At 49.2% G+C, this 22,876-nt stretch carries 25 protein-coding genes; 19 read left to right on the top strand and 6 right to left on the bottom strand.

Translation table 11 applies throughout. The annotated features are described in order from the left end of the window. Nucleotides 1-5 precede the first annotated feature (5 nt). From M1L66_RS02685 to M1L66_RS02695, 3 genes are read left to right on the top strand one after another with little or no spacing between them, the layout of a single operon-like run. Entirely contained in the window at nt 6-1,880 is a 1,875-nt protein-coding gene (locus tag M1L66_RS02685; protein ID WP_434690648.1) for a beta-N-acetylhexosaminidase, read from the top strand. A 1-nt stretch (nt 1,881) separates the two neighbouring features. Further along, nucleotides 1,882-2,778: an ROK family protein gene (locus tag M1L66_RS02690; protein ID WP_434690650.1), complete on the top strand. Its 897-nt coding sequence runs from the start codon at nt 1,882-1,884 to the stop codon at nt 2,776-2,778. A 25-nt stretch (nt 2,779-2,803) separates the two neighbouring features. Continuing rightward, nucleotides 2,804-4,204 carry a glycoside hydrolase family 1 protein gene (locus M1L66_RS02695; RefSeq protein ID WP_434690653.1) on the top strand — a complete coding sequence of 467 codons (1,401 nt, stop codon included), beginning with the start codon at nt 2,804-2,806 and terminating at the stop codon, nt 4,202-4,204. A 69-nt stretch (nt 4,205-4,273) separates the two neighbouring features. Here M1L66_RS02695 and M1L66_RS02700 read toward each other — a convergent pair whose 3' ends face one another. The 5 genes from M1L66_RS02700 to pflB form a co-directional block, all read right to left on the bottom strand. Then, nucleotides 4,274-4,444, bottom strand: a complete 171-nt coding sequence (locus M1L66_RS02700; RefSeq protein ID WP_002601988.1) for a DUF362 domain-containing protein — start codon at nt 4,442-4,444, stop codon at nt 4,274-4,276. A 95-nt stretch (nt 4,445-4,539) separates the two neighbouring features. Beyond that, nucleotides 4,540-5,307: a pyruvate formate-lyase-activating protein gene (gene pflA / locus M1L66_RS02705; RefSeq protein WP_434694185.1), complete on the bottom strand. Its 768-nt coding sequence runs from the start codon at nt 5,305-5,307 to the stop codon at nt 4,540-4,542. An 85-nt stretch (nt 5,308-5,392) separates the two neighbouring features. Next, entirely contained in the window at nt 5,393-5,644 is a 252-nt protein-coding gene (grcA3, locus tag M1L66_RS02710; protein ID WP_002601986.1) for an autonomous glycyl radical cofactor GrcA3, read from the bottom strand. 26 nt (nt 5,645-5,670) lie between these two features. After that, complete coding sequence (locus M1L66_RS02715; protein ID WP_002601985.1) at nt 5,671-5,940, bottom strand: hypothetical protein; 270 nt, start codon at nt 5,938-5,940, stop codon at nt 5,671-5,673. 31 nt (nt 5,941-5,971) lie between these two features. Then, on the bottom strand, nt 5,972-8,014 hold the full coding sequence (gene pflB, locus M1L66_RS02720) for a formate C-acetyltransferase (protein ID WP_434690658.1): 2,043 nt from the start codon (nt 8,012-8,014) through the stop codon (nt 5,972-5,974). Nucleotides 8,015-8,249: 235 nt separating this feature from the next. On the opposite strand from pflB, the gene M1L66_RS02725 reads away from it, so the two are divergent. The 14 genes from M1L66_RS02725 (at nt 8,250) to M1L66_RS02790 (ending at nt 19,743) form a co-directional block, all read left to right on the top strand. Further along, nucleotides 8,250-8,450 carry a DUF1858 domain-containing protein gene (locus M1L66_RS02725; RefSeq protein ID WP_002601983.1) on the top strand — a complete coding sequence of 67 codons (201 nt, stop codon included), beginning with the start codon at nt 8,250-8,252 and terminating at the stop codon, nt 8,448-8,450. A 243-nt stretch (nt 8,451-8,693) separates the two neighbouring features. Continuing rightward, the gene (locus tag M1L66_RS02730) at nt 8,694-9,467 is read left to right on the top strand and encodes a GntR family transcriptional regulator (protein ID WP_187023650.1); all 774 of its coding nucleotides are present in this window, start codon (nt 8,694-8,696) and stop codon (nt 9,465-9,467) included. After that, nucleotides 9,454-10,218, top strand: coding sequence for an amidohydrolase family protein (locus tag M1L66_RS02735; RefSeq protein WP_187023651.1), 765 nt, complete (start codon nt 9,454-9,456; stop codon nt 10,216-10,218). The genes M1L66_RS02730 and M1L66_RS02735 overlap by 14 nt, the downstream gene beginning before the upstream one ends. Next, nucleotides 10,193-10,678 carry a PTS sugar transporter subunit IIB gene (locus M1L66_RS02740; protein ID WP_002601980.1) on the top strand — a complete coding sequence of 162 codons (486 nt, stop codon included), beginning with the start codon at nt 10,193-10,195 and terminating at the stop codon, nt 10,676-10,678. Before M1L66_RS02735 ends, M1L66_RS02740 begins: the two co-directional genes overlap by 26 nt. Before the next feature lie 16 nt (nt 10,679-10,694). Further along, on the top strand, nt 10,695-11,438 hold the full coding sequence (locus M1L66_RS02745) for a PTS mannose/fructose/sorbose/N-acetylgalactosamine transporter subunit IIC (protein ID WP_187023652.1): 744 nt from the start codon (nt 10,695-10,697) through the stop codon (nt 11,436-11,438). Beyond that, on the top strand, nt 11,438-12,283 hold the full coding sequence (locus M1L66_RS02750; RefSeq protein WP_055657860.1) for a PTS system mannose/fructose/sorbose family transporter subunit IID: 846 nt from the start codon (nt 11,438-11,440) through the stop codon (nt 12,281-12,283). The genes M1L66_RS02745 and M1L66_RS02750 overlap by 1 nt, the downstream gene beginning before the upstream one ends. Before the next feature lie 14 nt (nt 12,284-12,297). Beyond that, nucleotides 12,298-13,053, top strand: a complete 756-nt coding sequence (locus M1L66_RS02755; protein ID WP_187023653.1) for an amidohydrolase family protein — start codon at nt 12,298-12,300, stop codon at nt 13,051-13,053. A gap of 34 nt (nt 13,054-13,087) precedes the next feature. Further along, nucleotides 13,088-14,047 (top strand): initiation factor 2, encoded by a 960-nt coding sequence (locus M1L66_RS02760; RefSeq protein WP_434690664.1) that lies wholly within the window; start codon nt 13,088-13,090, stop codon nt 14,045-14,047. Nucleotides 14,048-14,054: 7 nt separating this feature from the next. Next, on the top strand, nt 14,055-14,879 hold the full coding sequence (locus M1L66_RS02765; protein WP_187023655.1) for a BtpA/SgcQ family protein: 825 nt from the start codon (nt 14,055-14,057) through the stop codon (nt 14,877-14,879). Continuing rightward, nucleotides 14,876-15,277, top strand: coding sequence for a PTS galactosamine/N-acetylgalactosamine transporter subunit IIA (gene agaF / locus M1L66_RS02770; RefSeq protein ID WP_187023656.1), 402 nt, complete (start codon nt 14,876-14,878; stop codon nt 15,275-15,277). Before M1L66_RS02765 ends, agaF begins: the two co-directional genes overlap by 4 nt. After that, nucleotides 15,274-16,659: a dihydropyrimidinase gene (hydA, locus tag M1L66_RS02775; protein WP_434690667.1), complete on the top strand. Its 1,386-nt coding sequence runs from the start codon at nt 15,274-15,276 to the stop codon at nt 16,657-16,659. The genes agaF and hydA overlap by 4 nt, the downstream gene beginning before the upstream one ends. Nucleotides 16,660-16,952: 293 nt before the next feature. Beyond that, the gene (locus tag M1L66_RS02780; protein WP_434690669.1) at nt 16,953-17,417 is read left to right on the top strand and encodes a MarR family winged helix-turn-helix transcriptional regulator; all 465 of its coding nucleotides are present in this window, start codon (nt 16,953-16,955) and stop codon (nt 17,415-17,417) included. A gap of 9 nt (nt 17,418-17,426) precedes the next feature. Further along, nucleotides 17,427-18,821, top strand: coding sequence for an MATE family efflux transporter (locus M1L66_RS02785; protein ID WP_187023658.1), 1,395 nt, complete (start codon nt 17,427-17,429; stop codon nt 18,819-18,821). A 31-nt stretch (nt 18,822-18,852) separates the two neighbouring features. Continuing rightward, the gene (locus tag M1L66_RS02790; protein ID WP_434690672.1) at nt 18,853-19,743 is read left to right on the top strand and encodes an alpha/beta hydrolase fold domain-containing protein; all 891 of its coding nucleotides are present in this window, start codon (nt 18,853-18,855) and stop codon (nt 19,741-19,743) included. A gap of 75 nt (nt 19,744-19,818) precedes the next feature. Here the strand turns inward: M1L66_RS02790 and M1L66_RS02795 are convergent, their stop codons facing one another. Continuing rightward, entirely contained in the window at nt 19,819-20,538 is a 720-nt protein-coding gene (locus M1L66_RS02795) for an adaptor protein MecA (protein ID WP_055657846.1), read from the bottom strand. Nucleotides 20,539-20,743: 205 nt separating this feature from the next. Here M1L66_RS02795 and M1L66_RS02800 point away from each other — a divergent pair, with 205 nt between their 5' ends. Both M1L66_RS02800 and M1L66_RS02805 read left to right on the top strand, forming a co-directional pair. After that, on the top strand, nt 20,744-22,246 hold the full coding sequence (locus M1L66_RS02800; RefSeq protein ID WP_434690674.1) for a serine/threonine protein kinase: 1,503 nt from the start codon (nt 20,744-20,746) through the stop codon (nt 22,244-22,246). Then, nucleotides 22,230-22,862 (top strand): hypothetical protein, encoded by a 633-nt coding sequence (locus M1L66_RS02805; protein ID WP_434690677.1) that lies wholly within the window; start codon nt 22,230-22,232, stop codon nt 22,860-22,862. Before M1L66_RS02800 ends, M1L66_RS02805 begins: the two co-directional genes overlap by 17 nt. Nucleotides 22,863-22,876 lie beyond the last annotated feature (14 nt).

Here is a 22,876-nt window from a genome sequence, read left to right on the forward strand (position 1 = left end):
AACCGATGATTTTAATACCGCAGCCGAAAAAGGCTGAAAGAAGAGATGGAGAGTTTACGATAGGCTATGGAAGCTATCTGGTGCTGGATGAGTCCTGCGGACCGCTTCTGACAAAGCAGGCAATGCTATTTTTAGATGCGTTGGAGGAAGAGACCGGCTATCGGCCAGCTCTGACCAGGGGAAAAGGAAGAGACGGAGATATCATTCTGCGCCGGGAGGAGGCGCTGGGGCCGGAGGACGTACTGGGACAGGGGTATACTCTGGAAATACGGCCGGAAGGGATCATTCTCACCGGCGGTGAGAAAGGGCTGTGGCATGGAATGCAGACGATCCTGCAGATGGCAGGGCAGCAGGGCGCCGTACTTCCGGCAATGAGTATTCACGACAGGCCGGACATTAGGAACCGCGGCTTTTACCACGATGTCACAAGAGGAAGAGTGCCAAAGCTTGACTGGCTGAAAAAGCTGGCCGACCGGATGGCGCGTTATAAGCTGAACCAGATGCAGCTCTATATTGAGCACACATTCCTGTTTCGTGATTTCAGCGAAATATGGAGAGATGACACGCCGCTGACCGCAGAAGATATACTGGAGCTGGACCGGTACTGTCTCGACCGCGGGATCGAGCTGGTCCCTTCCCTGTCCACCTTCGGGCACCTGTACAAAATCCTGGGCTCGAAGCATTACAGCCATCTGTGTGAGCTGGAAGGCTCAGAATCCATGCCGTTCTCGCTGAGGGGACGGATGCACCACCATACGATCAACGTGTCGTCGCCGGAAAGCCTGGAGTTCATCAAAGGAAAGATCAGAGAATTCGCGGCCCTGTTCTCTTCTGGTCAATTCAATATCTGTGCCGATGAGACCTTTGATCTGGGAAAAGGAAGGAGCAGCGGTCTGAAAGAGAGGCTGGGAGTTCACAGGCTCTATATTAATTACGTAAAGGATTTGTGTGAATGCGTGATTTCCTGCGGAAAGCGGCCCATGTTCTGGGGCGACGTCATTGCCGGAGAGCCGGAGCTTCTAAAGGAGCTTCCAGCGGAGACCATCTGCTTAAACTGGGGATACGCGAAAAACCAGAGGGAGGATGAGACGAGGGCGCTCGATGCGGCCGGAGCGGTCCAGTATCTCTGCCCGGGTGTATGCGGCTGGAACCATCTGATTCCTTTGTATGAGAACGCGTACTGCAATATAAAAATCATGTGTGATTACGCCCGGAAATACGAGGCGGTCGGAGTGCTGAATACGGATTGGGGAGATTTCCTGCATATCAATCATCCGGAATTCAGCATACCGGGGATGATTTACGGGGCCGCGTGCTCCTGGAATGTACAGCCCCCTGCATGGGAAGAGATGAACCGCCAGATTTCAATCCTGGAATACGATGATTCCACCGGGCAGCTGGTGGGTATGCTGGCAAAGACCCAGGAGCTTCATGGCTTCACATGGGAGATGGCGGTCCGGTTTAAGGAGCTTAAGACAGGCGCCGCGCCGGAATATGACGCCGACCACAGGCAGTATTTACAGGAACACATGGAATCCATGGATGGAGTCGGTGAAAAGAACCGGCGTCTCGAAGAAATTACAGGAGAGCTGTACGGACTTCTGCCCCACATGGACAGGAGAAGCCGGAAAATGGTGAAGAAATATGTCATAGCAGTTGAAGGAATCGGCCTGTTTAACGAGCTGGGAAAGGTAATCACAAAATGGGATTACGGCGCGGAGTATGACGTTATGCCGGATAGCTGGGCGCTTTCAGAGCGTCTGGAGGTGTGGCTGTACCATTATAAGGAGCTGTACCGCAGTGTGAGCCGGGAATCGGAGCTTGGAAGGATTCAGGAGATCATAGTGTGGTATGGAGATTATTTGAGGGAGCGAAGATAAAATGGATCTTTACCTGATTTTTGATCTGGGAGGGACTTCTGTCAAATTTGCCGTTTCGGATAAAGAAGGGAAATTTGACAGTACGGGTTCCTTTCCGACGCCGAAGGAAGGCATGGAGAGAATGCTTGAGGAGATGGGGCGGGTGTATGAGACGGTGCAGGCGGAACTTAAAGCGGCAGATTCACGCATTGCGGGGATTGCTGTCAGTTCTCCCGGAGCCGTGGACATCCGCACGGGCGTGGTAGGGGGGATCAGTGCGATCCCGTATATCCATGGTTTCCCATTTACCGAAGCGGTCAGCCGCCGCTTAAACGGGCTTCCGGTCTCTATTGAAAATGACGGCAACTGCGCCGCGCTCGGTGAACTGTGGAAGGGGGCGGCGGCCGGCAGGCGGAATATGGTCTCTGTGGTGTGCGGCACCGGAATCGGCGGTTCCATCGTTCTGGATGGACGTGTATACCGGGGAAAGTCCAATAATGCAGGCGAGTTTGGCAACTATCTGGTGAACCGGGAAGGGGAACAGAGGCGGACGTGGAGTTCCTGTACGATGGTGAATCAGGCAAAAAGATACGAGGCGCTGACGGGAAGAAGTGCCGATGGCAGGGAACTCTTCCGTCTGGCCGAAGCTGGGGACGGCGATGCGGTCCGGCTGGTGGAGGAATTTTACGAGGCCATGGCTGTCGGACTGTTCCAGATCCAGTTTACGCTGGACACAGAGCTGATCGTGCTGGGCGGCGGTATCAGCGAGGCGCCCTTTGTCATTCTCGAAATCTATAAGCGGATGGAACGGCTGGCGGAGGAGGCGGAGTTCGGATTTCTGATGCCGGAGATCGTCCCCTGCCGGTTTGGGAATAAGGCGAACCTGTATGGGGCTTTGTACTGCCATTTATATAGGTGATAATACAGTATTGCAGGAGGTTTCAATGGAGTATCAGTTCAGTAAAGATTTTCTATGGGGCGCGGCCTGTTCCGGGCCTCAGTCGGAGGGCAGCTTTCCGGGAGACGGAAAAGCGGAGATGGAATGGGATTACTGGTTTAAACAGGCCCCGGAGTTATTTTACGACGGTGTGGGACCAGCCGTGACTTCGGATTTCTATCACAAATATAAAGATTATGCCGGACTTATGAAGGAGATCGGCATGAACTCCTACCGCACCTCAATTCAGTGGAGCCGGCTCATAAAAGACCGTGAGGGAACCATAAATGAGGCGGGCGTGGAGTTTTACAATTCGGTAATTGACGAGCTGTTAAGCCGCGGGATCGAGCCGATTCTCTGTCTCCATCACTTTGATCTGCCCATGTACTGGGTGGAGAAGGGCGGCTTTGAGAACAGGGAAACGGCGGAGGCATTTGCGGCATACGCGGCAAAATGCTTTGAATTGTTCGGAGACAGGGTGAAACGGTGGCTTACCTTTAACGAACCGATTGTTATAACGGAGGGCGGCTATCTTTATAAGAATCATTATCCGGCTGTCTGTGATGCGAAAAGGGCGGCCCTGGTATCGTACCATCTTCAGCTTGCCAGCAGTATGGCGGTTAAGGAGTTTCGGAAGAGAGGAGGGGAGGGACAGATCGGTATTGTACTGAATCTAACGCCTTCCTACTGCAAAGAGCCGGAGAATGCAGAAGACAGAAGAAGTGCGGAAATTGCAGACCTGCTGTTCAACAAATCCTTTCTGGATCCTTCTTTAAAAGGAGAGTTTCCAAACGCCCTGGTGGAGCTTTTAAAGAAGGAGGGAATCTGTCCGGAAGCCCGGGCGGAGGACTTAGAGGTGATCCGCGCCAATACGGTAGATTTTCTCGGAGTGAATTACTACCATCCGAGGCGGGTCACGAGAAGGAGCAGTCCGTTTACTGGTCCTCTCATGCCGGAAAAGTATTTTGAGGAATATACTTATAAAGGACAGAAGATGAATTTTTCCAGAGGATGGGAGATATATGAGCCTGCCGTCTATGAAATCGCTATCCAACTGCGCGACAATTACGGCAATATTCCCTGGTACTTATCGGAAAATGGTATGGGCGTGCAGAACGAAGAGCAGTTCATTGGAGTGGATGGCGTCGTGGAGGACGATTACAGAATTGTATTCATACGGGATCATTTAATCTGGCTTCATAAGGCCATCGTGGAGGGCTGTAACTGCTTCGGATACCACTTATGGGCGCCCTTTGACTGCTGGTCCTGGAAGAATGCATATAAGAACCGGTATGGCATGATAAGAGTGGATAGAAAGGACAATTGCCGGCTTACGGTAAAGAAATCGGGAAGATGGTTCCGGGAGACGGCGGAACGGGGCGGATTTTCTCTGCATATCGAAATATAAATCTGCAAAACAAAAAGGAGCATGGCCAAATACCGGATTGGTATCGATCATGCTCCTTTATGTATTTAATTATTCCTCAGAAATAGCGCCTGTAGGACATACACCAGCACAAGTTCCGCAGCTGATACAGGTATCAGCGTCGATAACGTACTGTCCGTCGCCCTCAGCAATCGCGTTTACTGGACATTCGCCTTCACATGTTCCGCAGCTTACGCATGCATCACTAATAACATATGCCATAATAAATTACCTCCTTATATTCTATACATTTGCCTATATTCTATACTATAAATGTAAATTATTCAAGTGGAAAATGATGTAGTTTTTGTTCAAAATTAGGAGCAGAAAAGATCTGGTGCTCCAGTCCGCACATCCTTAATGCCGTGAAGTATGATTTTCTTTGCAGCTACGGCGCCTTCTTTTGACATCGGCGGCACATCCTCCAAAGGATAAATCATGCCGAGATTCTTATATTTTACCTTGCCCATATCGTGGTAAGGAAGGACATCCAGGGCCTTCACGTATTTCAGTGTTCCGATAAAACGGCCCAGATGGTATAAGTCTTTTTCGTTGTCCGTGATCCCCGGTACCACTACGTGGCGAATCCACATGGGGATCTGTTTTTGATCGAGATACTCTGCAAAATGCAGAATATTTCGGTTCGGGCGGCCTGTAAGCAGACGGTGCTTTTCGTCGTCAATCTGCTTTAAGTCGAGCATAACGAGGCAGGTGGAGGCGAGTAAGCGGTCCAGCTGCTCTAAGTATGCCGTATCTGCGTCCCGGAAGGTGACGCCGGAGGTGTCAAGACACGTATGGATATCCCGCCGACGTGCCTCCTCAAATAATTCCGTCACAAATTCCATCTGAAGCAGGGGTTCTCCGCCGGTTACCGTGATGCCTCCGCCGCGGTAGAATGGGCGGGAAGCCTCATACTGGCCCAGGATCTCAGAGACCGTCATGGAGGTGCCCCCGCCTGACGACCAGGTGTCAGGGTTGTGACAGTACTGGCAGCGCATGGGACAGCCTTTCGTAAAGACTACCATGCGGATGCCCGGCCCGTCAACGGTGCCGAAGCTTTCAATAGAATGTATCTGACCTGTCATCATGCGGAGAGCGCCTGCCTTTCTGATGGAAGATATATAGCAGTCTGACGGAACTGAAACAGGGAGCGTAATGTGTCCTCTGGTTCTAAATCGCGTCGTGGAACGTACGGGAGATAACCTCGTCCTGCTGTTCCTTTGTAAGCTTAATGAAGTTAACCGCATAGCCGGATACACGCACGGTCAGCTGCGGATAGTTTTCCGGATGCTTCTGAGCGTCCAGTAAGGTTTCACGGGTGAACACGTTGACGTTTAAGTGGTGTCCGCCTTCCTGTACATAGCCGTCTAACAGGGATACTAAGTTGTCGATCTGAGAGTCACTGATGTTTGTATTTGCCATGTTTTTTTCCTCCTGTAATGGTGTATTTAATAGTTGTCTGAGAAATCCGTCGCACTGTTTTCCGGGTCCTCCTCATCGGTGTCCATACCCTCGAACAGGGTGGGCACGTTGCAGGCCAGATTGCCGGCGGCACAGTCTAAGGAATTCATGGTGGTGACGGTCTTTGAGGTGGTGGTATCCGCGCTGACCGTTCCGTCTGAGGCCGTGCGGATGTTCATATGACCGCCGCCGCCGGATACAAACGCATCCAGCATGGCGACGATATCGTCAATCTTTTTTTCGTCAGGGGCTGCCATAAAAGCACTTCCTTCCTTAACAGGTTTTCAGTTAAATGTTGTCTAAATCCACTTCCAGATCGCCGGTAAAGATCTGATCTTCCTTGCCGAGCGCGCCGGGCACGATGGAGAAGGTATTGGAAATACCATCCTGCGCATCCTTAAATGGAAGCTTTGCAACGGAAGCCAGAGAAGCAACGGCTCCGTGGCTGTCGCGGTGGTGCATCGGGTTGGCGCCTGGCGCAAATGCCTCGCCCGCCTTTCTGCCATCCGGTGTCGCGCCGGTGTTCTTGCCGTATACGACGTTGGAGGTGATGGTTAAGATCGATGTGGTCGGGATACCACCGCGGTAGGTGTGATTGCCCTTTACGTAGTTCATGAAGGTGTGTACAAGCTCGCTGGCCAGCTGGTCAACGCGGTCGTCATTGTTGCCGTATTTCGGGAAATCACCTTCTACGATATAATCCACGACGATGCCGTTTTCATCACGCACGGTCTTGACCTTTGCGTATTTGATGGCGGATAAGGAGTCGGCCACTACGGATAAGCCGGCGATACCGGTTGCAAACCAGCGGGTTACCTTCTTGTCATGGAGCGCCATCTGTACGCGCTCGTAGGAGTATTTGTCATGCATATAGTGAATGATATTTAAGGTGTTGACGTAAACGCGGGCCAGCCATCTCATCATGTCTCTGTATGCCTCCATTACCTCATCGTAATCGAGATATTCGGAAGTGATCGGACGGTACTTCGGACCTACCTGCTTCTTCGTTACCTCATCGATACCGCCATTAATCGCGTATAACAGGCACTTCGCTAAGTTGGCGCGGGCGCCGAAGAACTGCATTTCCTTGCCGACACGCATGGAAGAAACACAGCAGGCGATGGCGTAATCGTCACCGTGTGTGACTCTCATCAGGTCATCGTTCTCATACTGGATGGATGAGGATTCGATGGAGGTCTTGGCACAGAATCTCTTGAAGTTTTCCGGAAGTCTGGTGGACCAGAGAACCGTTAAGTTCGGCTCCGGAGCGGTTCCTAAGTTCTGTAAGGTGTGTAAATAACGGTAGGACATTTTTGTGACCATGTGGCGTCCGTCGATGCCGACACCGCCGATGGACTCTGTCACCCAGGTCGGGTCTCCGGAGAACAGTTCGTTGTATTCCGGTGTACGGGCAAATTTTACGAGACGAAGCTTCATAACAAAATGATCCACAAATTCCTGAATCTCTTCTTCTGTGAAGGTGCCTTCTGCCAAATCTCTCTGTGCGTAGATATCGATGAAGGTGGAGGTACGTCCCAGGGACATCGCCGCTCCGTTCTGCTCCTTGACAGCCGCTAAATAGCCCAGGTATGTCCACTGGATCGCTTCCTTAACATTAGCCGCCGGTTTGGAGATATCGAAACCGTAGATAGCGCCCAGCTTCTTTAACTCACCCAGTGCGCGCAGCTGCTCAGACAGCTCCTCGCGCTCACGGATTACGTCGGAGTACATGATGGTACGTGTGGTAGATTTCTGCTCTTCCTTGTTCTCGATCAGGCGGTCGATGCCGTATAAAGCGATACGGCGGTAGTCACCGATGATACGGCCGCGGCCATACGCATCCGGAAGGCCGGTGATGATGTGGTTGGAACGGCAGGCGCGCATCTCGTCGGTATAAGCGTCGAATACGCCTGCATTATGTGTCTTTCTGTGAACGGTAAAAAATTCCTTGATTTCCGGATCAATGGTATAGCCGTTGTCCACGCATGCCTTCTCGGCCATTCGGATACCGCCGTATGGCTGTAAGGAACGCTTAAATGGCTTATCTGTCTGAAAACCTACAATTTGCTCCTTATCTTTATCCAGGTAGCCTGGGCCGTGGGAGGTGATGGTGGAAACAATTTTCGTATCCATATCCAGCACACCGCCAGCTTCTCTTTCTTTTGCGGTCAAATCCATAACCTGGGCCCACAAATCCTTTGTAGCCTGGGTCGGACCTGCGAGGAAGGTGTCATCGCCGTCATAGGGGGTGTAGTTCTTCTGTATAAAGTCTCTGACATTGATTTCTCTTTCCCAGACGCCGCCGCTAAAATCTCTCCACTCTGGTCTCATAATGTTGTACCTCCGTTGATTGCTTATTTATAAGTAAAAATAATGAACGAGTGCTGCCAAAAGTTATAATTCATACAACTTTTGTATGAATATATTATAGTTGAATACTGTATACACGTCAAGTCCTAGTCATGATAAAATTTTTACAAAAATGGCTGGACAATCCCTTGCTATTTCGGAAGAAAAGTATTATATTATAGAAACAGTATGTACATTTTTAAAGGAGGAATACACGATGCAGATTAGTAAAGATATGTTAATTGGCGCTCTGATCCAGATGGATGATTGCATTGCACCGATTTTAATGCGCGCTGGCATGCACTGTCTTGGCTGCCCGGCTTCTCAGGGTGAGTCTTTAGAAGAAGCATGTATGGTTCATGGAATTGACTGTGAAACACTGGTTAATCAGATTAATGAAGTTCTTGCTGATAGATAGAAAAACTTTATAGGAGCACCGGCCGTTTTCTTTGAGATGGCCGGTGCTTTTTATTTTGCAAAAAAACATTTATACGTTATAACAAGATAGTGGGGTGGGTTGCCTGTTATGATAAGTTTAACGCATTTGTAATTATTTTCCATATATGATAAAATGATATCATAAAAAATATACGAAATAGATAAAGATGTTGACAAACATGTTATAACATGTTATTATAACATCACAGACAAGGAGGAGCATATGGAACAATCCATCAGGCTTGATAAGGATTCTAAGGTACCGATTCACCAGCAGTTGTACTCTTATATAAAAGAAAGGATAGCAGAGGGCTTTTATAAAGAGAATGAGATCATTCCGTCAGAGAAAGAAATGCAGGAGATGTTTGAAGTGAGCAGGATTACAGTTCGCAGAGCGATATCAGATTTGGAACATGATGGCTATCTGATTAAGCGGAAAGGGCGTGGAACGATTGTATGCCCGCAGAAAAAGGAACGTGATATGTCTGTATTCAACAGCTTCAGCGGTGATGCTAAGGTCAAGGGGGATAAACCGGGTTCTATCATTCTGCACTGCAAGGAAGTGGAGGCGAGCGTTAAGATTGCAGAGATGCTTCAGGTGGAAACTGGGGAAAAGGTTTACTTCCTAAAGCGGCTCAGGCTGCTTAATGGGCGTATTATTGCTCTGAACGAGACGTATGTCAGCGGCCGTCTGGGATTTGCACTCAGGGGAGAGGACTTTGATTCTACGACGTCGCTGTATGAGTACTTAGAACAGCATGGAATTGTACTTGGCAGCGCGGATGAGACCCTGGAAGCAAAGATGGCGACTTCTGAGATTCGAAGGGAGCTGTTTTTGGAGGAAAGCAAGCCTCTGGTCTACAAGGAACGGGTTACATATGACATGAACGGAAGACCGGTGGAATTTTCGGAGAATTCCTACTTGTCGGATTCTTACAAATACTATATTCATATTACCAATGTAAGAGGGGAGGGAAATACGGGTGAAAAGGTATGATTTCCATTCACATCTGGGGAAGACCAGATCAGGAGACGCGAACAACGCGGATCAGCTGGTAAAGGAGCTGGGGGAGTTTGGAATCACAAAAGTGGGTATCTGTTCTTTATCAGGAAACGGTATGAGGCCGCAGAACGACCTTGTTTATGAAGCCATGTGCCAGTATCCGGGTATTGTTGAAGGTTACGCGGATATTGATCCCAAGGCTCCGGATGCGTTTTTAGAGATTCACCGGACGCTGGGAGACATGAAGATGAACGGAGTAAAGTTCATGTCATGGAAGCACGGCTACGCAGTGGAGAACTGCCCGAGTCTGGGTCCTGTAATTGATGAGATCGGAAAATATGGAGTTCATATTCAGATTCATGGAGGCGCAAGCCCTTTGTGTACACCGTTTGTCTGGATCGAACATGCGAAGCGAAGGCCGGATATGCGGTTTGTATTTACCCATGTCTGCGGCCGGGAGTTTGGATACAGCTGTATAGAGGCAATCCGGGATCTGGATAACTTCTGGGTAGAGACGTCAGCGAATATGGAAATTGACATACTTAGAAAAGCAGTGGAGGTTCTGGGACCGGAACGAATTCTGTTTGGAACCGACTGGCCATATAAACCGACCAATATTGAAATCGAGAAGTTGTATCATTTGGGGCTTAACGAATCGGAGTTGGAGTTAGTATTTTACAGGAACGCCGAGAAGTTATGGAAAAGGAAGGAGCAGCATCATGGTTGTATCACACATGAGAATTGATGACCGGCTGATTCACGGACAGATTGTGACAGCGTGGATATCGGACTCGAAAGCTGGAGAGATCCTTGTGGCCGACGATATGGCGGCAAAGGACCCGACTCAGCAGATGCTTTTGAAGCTGGCAGTTCCTGCGAAAATCAAACTGACAATTGTATCAGTTGAAAAAGCGGCTGAGCTTTTAAAGACAGATCAGTCGGATACAAAAGTACTGCTGATCGTAAGGAACCCGAAAACGGCATTAGATTTATTTGAACGGGGCTTTTATATTGAGAGTGTTAATGTGGGGAATATCAGCAATGCCCGTTCAACGGTGGGGAGAAAACGCCTTTTGCCTTATATTTACGTAGAGCCTGAGGATATAGCAAATTTAACGGCGATTGCAGAAAAAAATATAAGACTTGATGTGAGGGCGGTACCAAATGATAAGTCCATAGACGGACTTGCACTCATTTCCAAATAGGAGAAGGGAGAAACGTATGAGTTTGTTAGTGAAAGCTGTCCTTGTAGCGCTGGTTACATGGCTGACATTTTTTGATAAGTATTGTACACAGTTCTTTACATACAGACCAATTGTAATAGGACCGATTATCGGACTGATCATGGGGGATTTGAAGATGGGTCTGATGGTAGGCTGTACGATTGAGCTGATGTTTTTGGGGCAGGTATTTGTCGGTACGGCGCTTCCGCCGGAGGAGACATTCAGCACGATTATTGCAACTGCATTTGCCTGTATTTCAGGCAGTACCGAGGTCGCACTGGCAACCGCGCTGCCGCTTGCAATTTTAGGGCAGATGGGCATGTACTTCAGAAATATGGTGCTCTGTGTATGGACTCAGCACAGGCTTGAGGCCGCTGTCGAGCGGGGGAGCAGAACGGGGATTACCATGAACTGCCTTATTCTGCCGAATGTATTCAATTTCGTACTGTTCTCTGTACCTGTTTTCCTGGCAATCTATTTAGGCGCAGGACCGGTCCAGGCAATTATCAATGCAATTCCAAAGGTTATTATCGACGGTCTGGCTGTAGGCGGCGGAATGATTGGTGCTGTCGGACTTGCATTGCTGCTGAAGTGTATTAATGTGAAACATATCTGGTACTATTTCCTGATTGGATTTTTCTTCTCCAGCTTTTTGAATATTAATCCGATTGGAATCACACTGATTGCAGTTGTATGTGTGGCTGTGGCCTATTATCGCGAAATGGACAGGGAGGTAGCATAATGGCAGGAAATCAGACTGTAAATACCGATTTAACAAAACTTAACAAAAAAGATCTGCTGAAGATGTATATCTATTCCCAGGCATTCGTAAGCGGCTTTAACTACGAAAAGCAGGAGGCGCCGGGCTTTGCGTTTTCCATGATGCCGGTGATTGAAAAGGTATATAAGAATGAAGAAGATAAGAAAGAAGCATACAGGCGTCATACAGAGCTTTTCCTGACAGAGGCGAGACTTTCCCATTTCGTCATCGGTGTAACGGCAGCTATGGAGGAGCGCAACGCAAATGAGCATGATATTGATCCGGTCAGCATCAACGCCATAAAGGCAGCGCTCATGGGGCCATTGGCGGGAATCGGTGACTCCCTTTACCATGGAACACTGCGCCCTATTATTGCAGGCCTGGCAGTATCCATGGTGATTGCCAGCGGATACAGCAGTATGGTGGGGCCGCTGCTCTTTGTCCTTGTTATGGCAGGTGTAGGTCAGCTTCTCCGTTACTTTGGCATTTTTAAAGGTTACGAGAAGGGTGTTGAATTTGTCGGTGCCATGCAGAGTTCCGGTCTGATCGACAAGATGACGAGACTGGCAGGAATTGCTGCTTACGCAGTTATTGGTGGTTTTGTGTACAAGTTTGTAACGATTAACGTTCCGTGGACTTACAAAGCCGGAGAGACGGTGGTAAGCCTTCAGTCCACTCTTGATGGGATCGTTCCGGGCATTCTTCCGCTTTTGTATACGCTTCTGATGCTGTGGCTGATGGACAAGAAGAAAATGAATCCGGTAGTTCTGATGCTGGTTACCATGCTGGTAGGTATTGCCGGATATGCGGTTGGAATTTTAGGATAGTTAAGGAGTAAAAGATGATTATTGATTATCATTCCCATATAAAATGGGATCGGGATACAAATCAATATGATACGGCTGCATTGCTTCAGGACATGGAGGAAAACCAGATTGATAAACGTGTGGTATCCGCGCTTGCCGGATTTTCCACGAGAGAGCAGAACAGCGCAGTGGCAGAGCTGGTAAAAGCCAATCCGGATCGGATCATTGGGTCTGCAGTGATTAATCCGAAGGAACGCGGCTGTGTTGAAGAGATGGAACGAATTGCGGCTTCCGGATACTTTAAAACCATCGAGCTGGATTCCATGGAACACTGTTACTATCCGGAGACTATGCCGGTTCTTGACACGATTATCGAAATAGCGGCGGCAAACCACATGCCTGTGAATGTATTCACGGGCTGGGGCTGCCGTACCATGCCGGCGCAATGGGCGTATTATGCCAAACGCCATCCCGATATGACGATGGTTCTTCTTCATATGGGAACCACGGACTTTGGCTATGGCTGCGTGGAGCTGGTTCCCCAATATGAGAATCTGATGGTGGAAACCTCCTGTATGTACGAATTTCCTATTTTGAGAAAGGCTTTCAGTCAGATACCGAAGGAACGTTTTCTCTTTGGAAGCCACTATCCGGATAAACTGACGGTATGTTCGGTTCATACCTTTGATTTACTTAAGCTTCCTGAAGAACTGAAGGAGTGCATGTTCTGCAAGAACGCAGAGCGCTTGCTTTCCTGTTTTTCGAAGGCAGGAGGAGGCACGGCTGAGTAGCTGGCTACAATATAAATAGGGAAGAGGGAGTATCATGAATAAAGAAGAAGTGCGACAACTGTTGAATAACCAGTCGTCCAAACTGTTTGACGATATCGTAAACAGCCGCGTCCTCGGTGCTAATAATCATATTCGTATGATAGGGGAAATTATGCTTTTGACTGCTGAGGACGAGTCGGAGAATGGAAAAAGCGTTCTCTATAAGGTGAGAGAAATAGCCCGCTTCTTTATGGAAACAAGAGGGCAGCAGAGCCGGGCGATTTATAACGCGATATGCTATTATATAAAAGGCCTGGATGACCTTGAGAACGCAGGGGAACGGGAGATACGGGAGCGTATTGCAAATCGGATTAACGCTTACGGAGCGGAGGCCGCAAAGGATATGGACACACTGATCTCTTATGGTGTTCATATTGCGGAAAACTTGGATACGATTATGATTTTTGACTATTCCAGTACAGTGGATCGTTTTGTTGCGGAACTGGGAAGAAAACGTACCATCTATATACCGGAGAGCCGGGCGCTTGATGGGGGGAGGCCTTTCGTAAAAACCGCGGTAGAAGCGGGGCACGAGGTTCATTTTATTCCTGATACAACGATGCTGGTAGCTTTAAAAAAGTGTCAGGCAGCATTTATGGGGGCGGAAACCGTTTATCCTGATGGTACGGTTTTTAACACAGTAGGGTCGGATATACTGGCCATTCTGTGCCGTCAGATCGGGATACCTCTTTATGTACTGACTCCGATGATTAAGGTGGATACACGGCCTGTCTATGGATATAACAGGTTGTCGCCCATGCCGTTTGACTACGGTCCCCGATTGGCAGGAGCGTGGGATACGGAGGCGAAGGAAAGGGTAGATTTTAGAGGGATTAAGCTATTGGAAATTGCTCCGGAGTACATCCGGTCATTAATTACCGAGAAGGGGATTATTCCGTCTTCTGCCTTCTTTCATGAGGCGATGGAATATGCGCGTTTTTTAGAGGAGGTGTGAGAGCGGTATGATGTGTGGTAAAGAATTTCCAGTGGCACTGGCCATGATACAGCCAGAGCCGTTTCCGGGAAGTTTTCGGCATGATGGAATGCCGTTTGAAGAGATTGTGGCTGTGTCATTAAAAGAAATTGAGATGATTCAGGCCAATGGTTTTGACGGATATATTATTCAGAACCGGAACGATGCGCCTGTCCGGCAGCAGGCACTCCCGGAGACGGTTGCTTATATGACCGCTCTGGCAATGGAGTGCAGAAGAAAATACCCGGATATGATACAGGGGATTCTGGTCAACTGGGATGGCGTAGCTTCGTTGGCAGTGGCAGCTGCGGCAGGCTCAGATTTTATCCGGGTGGAGCACACCTATACCGGAGTGGAAGTCGGGTATGCCGGTATGCTGGAAGCACAGTGCGTGGACATCTGCCAGTTTAAGAAAAGAATCGGGTCCCATATTCCGGTTTACGCGGATGTACAGGAAGTTCACTATGAACAGCTGGCGGGAAAGAGCATTGTTGACAATGCATGGGACACAGTGATGAATGCATTTGCAGACGGGCTCTTTTTGGGGGGACAGAGCTGCGAAGAGAGTATTGAAATTATTAAGAGTGTACGAAAACGTCTGGGCAGCAAAATTCCTATTTTCTTAAGTTCCGGCGCAACTGGGGATAATATCAGCGAGATTCTGCAGTATTACGATGGCGTCAGTGTGGGAACATGGGTAAAAAATGGAAACATGAGAAATCCAATTGACCCGGAACGGGCTGGACAGTTCATGGAAGGTGTGAAGACAGCTCGGAAACTGCGTGAAAACAGCAGAGATGAGGAGAAATTATGATAGGAATCATTGTTGCAGGGCACGGAAATTTCGCGTCGGGTATTACCAGCATGCTGGAGCTGGTAGTTGGAAAACCGGAAAACTATGAGTATATTGATTTTCTGCAGGGAGAATCACAGGAAGCTCTGGAGGATGACTACAGGGAAAAGCTGGATAATCTGAAGGACTGTGAAAAAATAGTAATTATGACGGATATTACCGGCGGTTCTCCGTTTAAATCGGCAGTTACTTACGCTGTTTCGGATGAGAGGCTGAATGTTATTTCAGGGACGAATGTGCCAATGCTGGTGGAACTGATTTTCCGACGTATGAATTCTGACGACAGTGAAGATCTTATTCAGTCTTCCATGGAAGCAGGAAAAGAGCAAATCGTTCGATTTCATAAGGACATGCTATGAAGCTGATAAAAAATGGTACAGTTTTGACTGCGGAATCCGAATTTAAGGGAGACATTCTGATTGATGGGGAAACCATAGTGGCCGTTGGGAAGAACCTGGATCAATTGGCCGATGATATGATTGATGCATCCGGCAAGTACATTTTCCCAGGAGGCGTGGATGAGCATACTCATTTTGGCTCTTTCGGGGGAAGACTGTTTGAAACAACAGAGGCGGCAGCAGTCGGAGGGACGACAACCATTGTTGACTTTGTTCCTCAGGAGAAAGGTGATTCTCTGGGAACAGCAGTTGAAAAACATGCGGCTAAGGCCACCGGCATATCCTGCGTGGATTTTGGTTTTCATTCCATGGTGATGGATATGCAGCCGGATACGCCGGATCAGATAAAAGAGCTTCCCAAACATGGTGTATCCTGTGTGAAGATGTTTATGGCATACAAAGGAACTCCCTTCTTCATGGAAGACATTTCAATCCTTAAGGTGATGAATGAGAGTAAACGCCACGGAATTACCATGATGGTTCATGCGGAAAATCCGGATATGATATCATTTTATACGGAGCGATTAAAGGCGGAAGGGCATCTTGCACCGGTCAACCATTCCTACTCCAGACCGCCGGTTACGGAAGAAGATGCGGTTCGTCATGCAATTGCCATGGCGCAAGTGGCGGATGTTCCTCTTTTTATTGTTCACGTATCTACAAAAGGAGCTATGGAAGCGGTCAGGGAGGCCTATGCCGGAGGACAGTCTGTGTTTGGGGAAACATGTACCCATTATCTGGTGCTGGATACCTCTTATCTTGCTCTGCCGGATTTTGAAGGCGCAAAATACGTCTGTGCGCCGCCCCTTAGAACAAAAGAGCATCAGGAGGCATTGTGGGAAGGAATAGACAGAGGCTGGCTGAATGCAGTCAGCTCGGACCACTGTGCTTTGGCCGGAGGCTTTGAAAAGAAAAAAGAGGGACTGGAGGATTTCACAAAAATACCAAATGGAATCCCTGGCGTTCAAAACCGGATTTCAGTGCTATGGAGTCAGGGAGTGGCCAAAGGGCGTATATCTAAACAGCGGTTTGTGGATCTGATTGCCAGCACCCCGGCAAAAAACGCAGGACTTGTAAATAAAGGACAGATTGCTCCCGGATTTGATGCGGATCTCGTGATATATGATCCGGATTATCACGGAATTATAACGCAGAAGGATAATCTGGAAGGCATTGACTATGAGACGTTTGAAGGCTTTGAAATAACAGGGCGCCCGGAACAGGTTTATCTAAGGGGGATGCTGGTTGCAGAGAACGGACGCTTTATCGGAAGTAGGGGCTGTGGACATCGGATCTTTGCAAAGCCGTACGCTGCTGCGTATAAGCATTGCAGGCGGGCCTGATGATCTTAATCTTATCCCTGGCAGTTTGGAACATGCATTATTTTTCTGTGGAGATGGCTGAGGAAGCTTAGCTGTTATCAGTTGAAAAATCAGCTATGATCATTGAAAACAGGCGGAGGCAGCCAGTACCCGCCTGTTTTTTTATTTGGCTGAATGACATCAGTTATTTAAAAACAAGGATGAAGAAACAACGCTGAAAAAAATAGTTGCATACGCAACTATTTTATGTTACCATATACAGCAGCGCTGAAAGCGAAATAACTCCGTCCGGTAGAAAGAGAACCAGGCGGAATATGGGGGTGGAAGACTTGAACAAGCACCGGGAAATCGGGAAGTATATCTCGATTCTCCAGAGGTTAAGCAACATTTATTTTGCAAATGAATTATCCTCTTATCAAATAGGCTGTGGACAACAGTTTTTTTTATTGCAGATTTTTAAAAATCCCGGAATCAGCCTGCAGGAGCTGGCTTCCAACGGAAGCTTCGACAAGGCGACTGCGACCAGGGCGGTGAAGAAGCTGGAAGAAGAGGCGTACGTGCGGACGGAAACCGATGGTGAGGACAAGCGTGTCCGCCATATTTACGCGACCGAAAAGGCGAGAACGGTCGTGGATATAACCAGAAACAGCGTGGATTCTCTGACGGAGGTTATGCTGGAGGGATTTACAGAAGAGGAACGCGACTCGGCTGAGGCATTTTTGATCCGCATGGCGGATAATTCATACAGGCATATTATCGCGAACAAAGGAAAGGAATGATTTAATTTTATGGAACAGACTAAAGTAGAAAAAAAGGGCAATCCACTGGGATACCGCCCAATTGGAGCGCTTCTTGGGCAGTTTGCGCTGCCCGCCATCATTTCGATGCTGGTAAACTCCATTTATAATATTGTAGACCAGATATTTATCGGACAGGGAATCGGTTATCTCGGCAATGCGGCGACAACCATCGCCTTCCCGATTGTAACGATCGTTTTAGCCTTGTCCACTCTTCTGGGGGCCGGCGGCAGTGCGTACGCGGCTATCAAGCTGGGTGAGAGGAGGGAAGAGGATGCAGAAAAGACGCTGGGAACAGTCTTTATCCTGACCCTGATATCCAGTGCGGTTGTCATGGCGCTGGGATTCCTGTTCATGACACCGATGCTGAAGATCTTCGGCGCTACGGTCAATACAATGGAGTATGCGAGACAGTACACCTCTATCATCCTGATCGGTACTCCGTTTAACATGCTTTCCGTTGTCTTGAGCAATATGTCCAGAACGGATGGCAGTCCGGCGCTTTCCATGTATGCCCTCCTGGTGGGAGCTGTTTTAAATACGATCCTTGATCCGATCTACATCTTCGTTTTCCACTGGGGAGTCAGCGGCGCGGCAGTAGCAACGATCACTTCGCAGATTATTTCCGCAGTCGTTCTGGTCGTTTATTTCCTTAAAAAGGGGAAAAATATGCGCCTGCGCAGGAAGACCTTCCGCCTCGACCGTGAAATCTGTGTCCGGGCTCTTCCATTGGGAATTTCCAGTGGAATCACTCAGGTGGCATCCACTATTTTACAGGTTGTCATGAATAATTCACTGGTGTATTATGGAAACCAGACGACAGTCGGCGGTGACGTGGCCTTAAGCGCTATGGGTATCGTCAACAAGATCAGCATGATCCTGATTTCCATCTGTATCGGTATCGGTATCGGATCCCAGCCAATTCTCGGCTTTAACAAGGGGGCGAACCAGCCGAAGCGTGTGAGAAAAACGTACTTACTGGCAATATCAGCGGCAACCGTGGTCTCCATACTTGGCTGGCTGGCCTGTCAGATATTCCCCGGTCAGATTCTGAGTCTTTTTGGAACACAGGATATAGAATTTACACAGTTTGCAATTAAGTGCCTGAAGATATACATGCTGGGTATCTTTACGGCTGGATTTCAGGTTGTATCCACCAGCTATTTCCAGTCTACGGGACAGCCGCTCAAGGCCTCGGTCCTGTCCATGCTGCGCCAGCTGCTTCTGCTGATTCCGCTGATCCTGATTCTTCCGCTGACCTTCAGCCTGGACGGAATCCTTTATGCGGGACCAATCGCAGACGTTGCATCAGCGGTGATTGTGAGCCTGTTTGTTGTCTATGAGCTGAGAAAGTTGAACAAGGTGTGCAGCGCGTCGGAAGCGTGACGGACGCGCGTTTACGAAGGAGACGAAGAACATGAGTTTTAAGGCATCGATGGCGGGATTTCTGGCACGGCTTTGTAAGGCGGACAGAAATATGGCGGAAAATCTTCATAATCCACCCAGAAACACGGGGGCTTTGGACATAGTACGCTTTACGAAGAAGGTGCGGGTGAAAAACTGGGATATCAGGGGATTTAAGGGCGTTACCATCAATGGGAGCTACCCGGGAAGGGGTCATATCCTGATGCTTCCGGGCGGTGCGTATTCCCTGGAACCGGGGAAACACCACCGGAGAATCGCGGAGCGTTTCGCGATTCTCGATCACATGAAGGTATCTGTTTTCCAGTATCCCCTCTGTCCGGAATATACGGCGGTGGATGTCCGGATCATTCTCATGGAAGCCTATGAGAGGCTGGTGAGTGAATATCCGGACGATCTGTTTTTCCTGTTTGGGGACTCTTCCGGAGGCGGACTGGCCCTGGCATTTTTACAGGAGCTGCGCGATCGGGGCGGCTGCCCCATGCCGTTACGAACAGCGGTGGTGTCTCCCTGGCTGGATATCAGCCTGACGAACCCGAAGATCAAGATCGCCAGAAAGACGGAGCATATACTCCCGGTGGAAGAGCTGATGGAGACCGGAAAACGCTACTGCGGGGGCCTCGATATAGAGGACCCGTTCGTATCCCCCATCTACGGGACCATGGATGGATTGGGACCGGTTCTGATGTTTTCCGGCGAGGAGGAGATACTGACGCCTGACTGCGAACTGCTCACAGAGAAGATGGAGAAGGTAAGCGGTACGGAGTTCGTCTATCGGAAGGCGGCAGGCATGTGCCACGACTGGATTCTGATTCCGTGCAGGGAAACCGATGTGACACTGGATCTCATAGCCGGCTTCTTCCAGGAGGCGTTGGAGGCTGAATAAAAGAAAACCCGGAGACACGATGTGCCTCCGGGTTATTCTTTGTGTGATGAAGTACTATGAATCAAAGGGGACGGGTCAGAGCTTTGCAAGAGACTGAAGGGCATGGCCTTCAATCAGCACCTCGTAATGTTCCCTGTAGTACGCTTCAGAAGCGTAATCCTGCCGGATCTTGGTACCGTATTCTGCAAGAATATTACAGACACGGCTGAAGTCGAGTGAGCTCTCCGATGTATTCTTTACGACGAGGTAATACTGTCTCACTTCCGGTTTCTTATATAATGTATTCTCTCCATCATAGACCTGTCCAACGGCACGGGCCGCCTCCGATATCTGGTCCAGGCTCTGGAAACAGTAAATCCTCATGGTCCTGGCTGCTGCCTCCTCTTTTGGAGCGGGAGCTTCTTCCTTATCTTTCTTGTCTGCGCTTAAAAGTCCCAGGAGACCGTCAGCACCTTCTAAGAGCTCGCTCGCCAGATCGTTTAACATGGAGTCCTGATCATCGTCGGTCATAGGGGAGAACTTGGCAAAACGGGTATCCAGCTCCTCGGGGTCTTCAATCTTGGTGATGACGAGCATGACGCTTTCGTTGGACAGCGGAATCGCTTCCACCATGAGAGGAATGTCTTCGGCTTCAAATCCCACTTCGTTAGATGCTTTCTGAATCATCTCGCGGAACAGACTGCGGGCCTTTTCACTGCCGTAAGCCAGTTCGCCCAAATTCAAGTTTCGGACACTTAAATCGAAACTGGTCAGTGTACAGCGAATCTGATTTTCATTAATACGTTCTATCTTCATAGGATCACTTCCTGTTCTTTTAAAAATGTTGAATGATTGTTTACATACTTCCTCAACATAACTATACTATATAATATAACCAAAAGGCAATTACTATGTGAAAAAATTTATATAAATTTAAGGGATTTATGAAAAATGGTTGAAAAATTGGGTATGATAGATTAGAATAGGCTTTAAGAGGCGATATTGGACAGGCAAAGAGGAGGTGGTAAAATTAAACACCGTTTTGTTTGGAAAATATCAGCTATACCGTATCCTTGGGACCGGCCGTCTTGGAACCGTTTTTCTGGCGGTTCATCTTGGACTTTCCGAATACCGCGCAATCAAGCGCGTGCCGAAGAGTTTTTTGGAATATGATCAGTTCAGGCGTGAAGCATTAATTCTGAAGGAGCTGCGCCATCCGGGAATCCCCATTGTATACGATGTAGAAGAAGACGAGAATTACAGTTATTTAATCGAAGAGTATCTGGAAGGAGAATCTCTCTATGACCTGGTAAAGAGCCAGGGTTATCTGCCGCAGAGGCTGGTCATCCATTATGGAATCCAGCTTACTGACATCATGAATTACCTGCATCTCGCAGGAACAACCCCCCTGTTATATTTGGATTTACAGCCGAGGAATCTATTGGTGTGCCATGGAAGCGTGAAGCTGATCGACTTTGACCATGCTGCCTTTACGGATGAGGCGAATGCGGCCGCGGACCGGTATGGAACCGTCGGATGCGCCGCGCCGGAGCAGTACGAAAAAAACGGAAAGCTGGATGAACGGACAGACTTATATGCCATTGGTGTGATCCTCCATTATCTTTATACCGGTGCATTTCCAGCGGTGCCCTATGAACCGGTGCCTGCGATGAAGCCGGAGCTTGCCGCCATCATCCGGACCTGCCTGGAAGAAAAGCGGGAACGGCGTTTTTCCTCGGCATCAGAACTGAACAAACGGTTAAAGCAGCTGGAGCAAAGGGGAGCCGCTGCAAACGCCTGTCTACAACCATCACCTCTTATGATCGCGCTTGCGGGAAGCAAAGCGGGGGCCGGAACGACTCATATAGCCGTCGGCCTGTCAGTCTGTCTTAGAAATCTTGGTTATCCCAATCTGTATGAAGAAAGAAACGGATCCGGCATGGGAGCGGAGCTCGGTACCTTTACGGGTGCTTTGAGAGACCGCTGCGGCCTGATGCAGTACCATGGCTTTGTGTGGAAGCCGGCCTACGGACCGAGTGTCAAGCTTTCCATGCCCTCCTGCGGCCTTATGATTGCCGACTATGGGCATGAGGTGGAGGCGGCTCTGGCTGCGGAACCGGACGCGCTGATCCTGGTCTGCGACGGCCGGGAGTGGAGCCGGGAAGCGGCATCGTCTGCTCTGAAGCGCGTGTCGGAATGCCGGATACCTTATGCGGCGGTCTATAATCACCTGGCAGAATCTGCGAGGGTAAAGCCGCCGGAGGCGATCGAACGGAGCCGCTGCTTCCGGGCGCCGTATTTTGCAGACCCGTTTAGAGCGTATGAAGGCACGAGAGGATTTTACTGCCAGGTGCTGGAATCGCTGAAACTCGCGCTGGATGTAGGAGAGTACGCGGCGGGGAGACGGAGAAGTCTGCTGGTTTCTTCATGGAACCATGTATGTGGGGAGCTGCGGAAAACAGTCGATTTTCTGCGGACTGCAGCCGGAAAAGCCAGGGGGAAAGCACATGAGAACGAGTCATAAAAAACATTTCATTCGTACAAAGGCGTCCCGAAAAGGCGCGGCATTCGCAGAACAGCGTCTGATTGGGCTGATCGGGGCAGGACCGGCTGTGGGGGTGACCCACACTGCGGTCACGATGGCCGGGTACTTGACCGGTATCTGCCGCAGGCGCTGTGCGGTGCTCGAGTGGAATGACCATGGGGCGTTTGAACGGCTGGAGGAGAGCTGTCTTGGAAAAAAGAACAGCAGCTGCCGCGGAAGCTTCCGCATTCTGGACGTGGATTACTATCGGAATGCGGGGACAGAGACCCTGGTATTGTGCAAAAAACTCCGTTATCAGGAGGTAATTGTGGATTATGGGGCCGCTGCCGGAGGAAATCAGGAGGAATTTTTCAGATGTGACAGGCAATTTCTTCTCGCAGGCTTAAGTGAGTGGCAGACAGGAGCATTTCTGGAAACCGCCGGAGCATGGAAGAGGGCCGGTACGGGCTGGGAGACTCTTGCAGTGTTTGGAAGCGAGGAGACCAGAAAAAATATGGAAAAGGAGCTTGGACTTTCAATCCGGCGGGTTCCGGTTTCAGTAGATGCCTTTACTGTCACAGAAACTGTCATGGAATTTTATCAGCAGATTTTATAGCGGCAGGAGGAGGA

Origin of the sequence: Hungatella sp. SB206 (genome assembly GCF_051132295.1) — a bacterium.
Lineage (GTDB): Bacteria > Bacillota > Clostridia > Lachnospirales > Lachnospiraceae > Hungatella > Hungatella effluvii.

Excerpts from the sequence above, each read along its gene's own strand:
- M1L66_RS02685 (WP_434690648.1), top strand. The coding sequence starts at position 6 with ATGATTTTAATACCGCAGCCGAAAAAGGCTGAAAGAAGAGATGGAGAG.
- M1L66_RS02690 (WP_434690650.1), top strand. The coding sequence starts at position 1,882 with ATGGATCTTTACCTGATTTTTGATCTGGGAGGGACTTCTGTCAAATTT.
- M1L66_RS02695 (WP_434690653.1), top strand. The coding sequence starts at position 2,804 with ATGGAGTATCAGTTCAGTAAAGATTTTCTATGGGGCGCGGCCTGTTCC.
- M1L66_RS02700 (WP_002601988.1), bottom strand. The coding sequence starts at position 4,444 with ATGGCATATGTTATTAGTGATGCATGCGTAAGCTGCGGAACATGTGAA.
- pflA (WP_434694185.1), bottom strand. The coding sequence starts at position 5,307 with ATGACAGGTCAGATACATTCTATTGAAAGCTTCGGCACCGTTGACGGG.
- grcA3 (WP_002601986.1), bottom strand. The coding sequence starts at position 5,644 with ATGGCAAATACAAACATCAGTGACTCTCAGATCGACAACTTAGTATCC.
- M1L66_RS02715 (WP_002601985.1), bottom strand. The coding sequence starts at position 5,940 with ATGGCAGCCCCTGACGAAAAAAAGATTGACGATATCGTCGCCATGCTG.
- pflB (WP_434690658.1), bottom strand. The coding sequence starts at position 8,014 with ATGAGACCAGAGTGGAGAGATTTTAGCGGCGGCGTCTGGGAAAGAGAA.
- M1L66_RS02725 (WP_002601983.1), top strand. The coding sequence starts at position 8,250 with ATGCAGATTAGTAAAGATATGTTAATTGGCGCTCTGATCCAGATGGAT.
- M1L66_RS02730 (WP_187023650.1), top strand. The coding sequence starts at position 8,694 with ATGGAACAATCCATCAGGCTTGATAAGGATTCTAAGGTACCGATTCAC.
- M1L66_RS02740 (WP_002601980.1), top strand. The coding sequence starts at position 10,193 with ATGGTTGTATCACACATGAGAATTGATGACCGGCTGATTCACGGACAG.
- M1L66_RS02745 (WP_187023652.1), top strand. The coding sequence starts at position 10,695 with ATGAGTTTGTTAGTGAAAGCTGTCCTTGTAGCGCTGGTTACATGGCTG.
- M1L66_RS02750 (WP_055657860.1), top strand. The coding sequence starts at position 11,438 with ATGGCAGGAAATCAGACTGTAAATACCGATTTAACAAAACTTAACAAA.
- M1L66_RS02755 (WP_187023653.1), top strand. The coding sequence starts at position 12,298 with ATGATTATTGATTATCATTCCCATATAAAATGGGATCGGGATACAAAT.
- M1L66_RS02760 (WP_434690664.1), top strand. The coding sequence starts at position 13,088 with ATGAATAAAGAAGAAGTGCGACAACTGTTGAATAACCAGTCGTCCAAA.
- M1L66_RS02765 (WP_187023655.1), top strand. The coding sequence starts at position 14,055 with ATGATGTGTGGTAAAGAATTTCCAGTGGCACTGGCCATGATACAGCCA.
- agaF (WP_187023656.1), top strand. The coding sequence starts at position 14,876 with ATGATAGGAATCATTGTTGCAGGGCACGGAAATTTCGCGTCGGGTATT.
- hydA (WP_434690667.1), top strand. The coding sequence starts at position 15,274 with ATGAAGCTGATAAAAAATGGTACAGTTTTGACTGCGGAATCCGAATTT.
- M1L66_RS02780 (WP_434690669.1), top strand. The coding sequence starts at position 16,953 with ATGGGGGTGGAAGACTTGAACAAGCACCGGGAAATCGGGAAGTATATC.
- M1L66_RS02785 (WP_187023658.1), top strand. The coding sequence starts at position 17,427 with ATGGAACAGACTAAAGTAGAAAAAAAGGGCAATCCACTGGGATACCGC.
- M1L66_RS02790 (WP_434690672.1), top strand. The coding sequence starts at position 18,853 with ATGAGTTTTAAGGCATCGATGGCGGGATTTCTGGCACGGCTTTGTAAG.
- M1L66_RS02795 (WP_055657846.1), bottom strand. The coding sequence starts at position 20,538 with ATGAAGATAGAACGTATTAATGAAAATCAGATTCGCTGTACACTGACC.
- M1L66_RS02805 (WP_434690677.1), top strand. The coding sequence starts at position 22,230 with ATGAGAACGAGTCATAAAAAACATTTCATTCGTACAAAGGCGTCCCGA.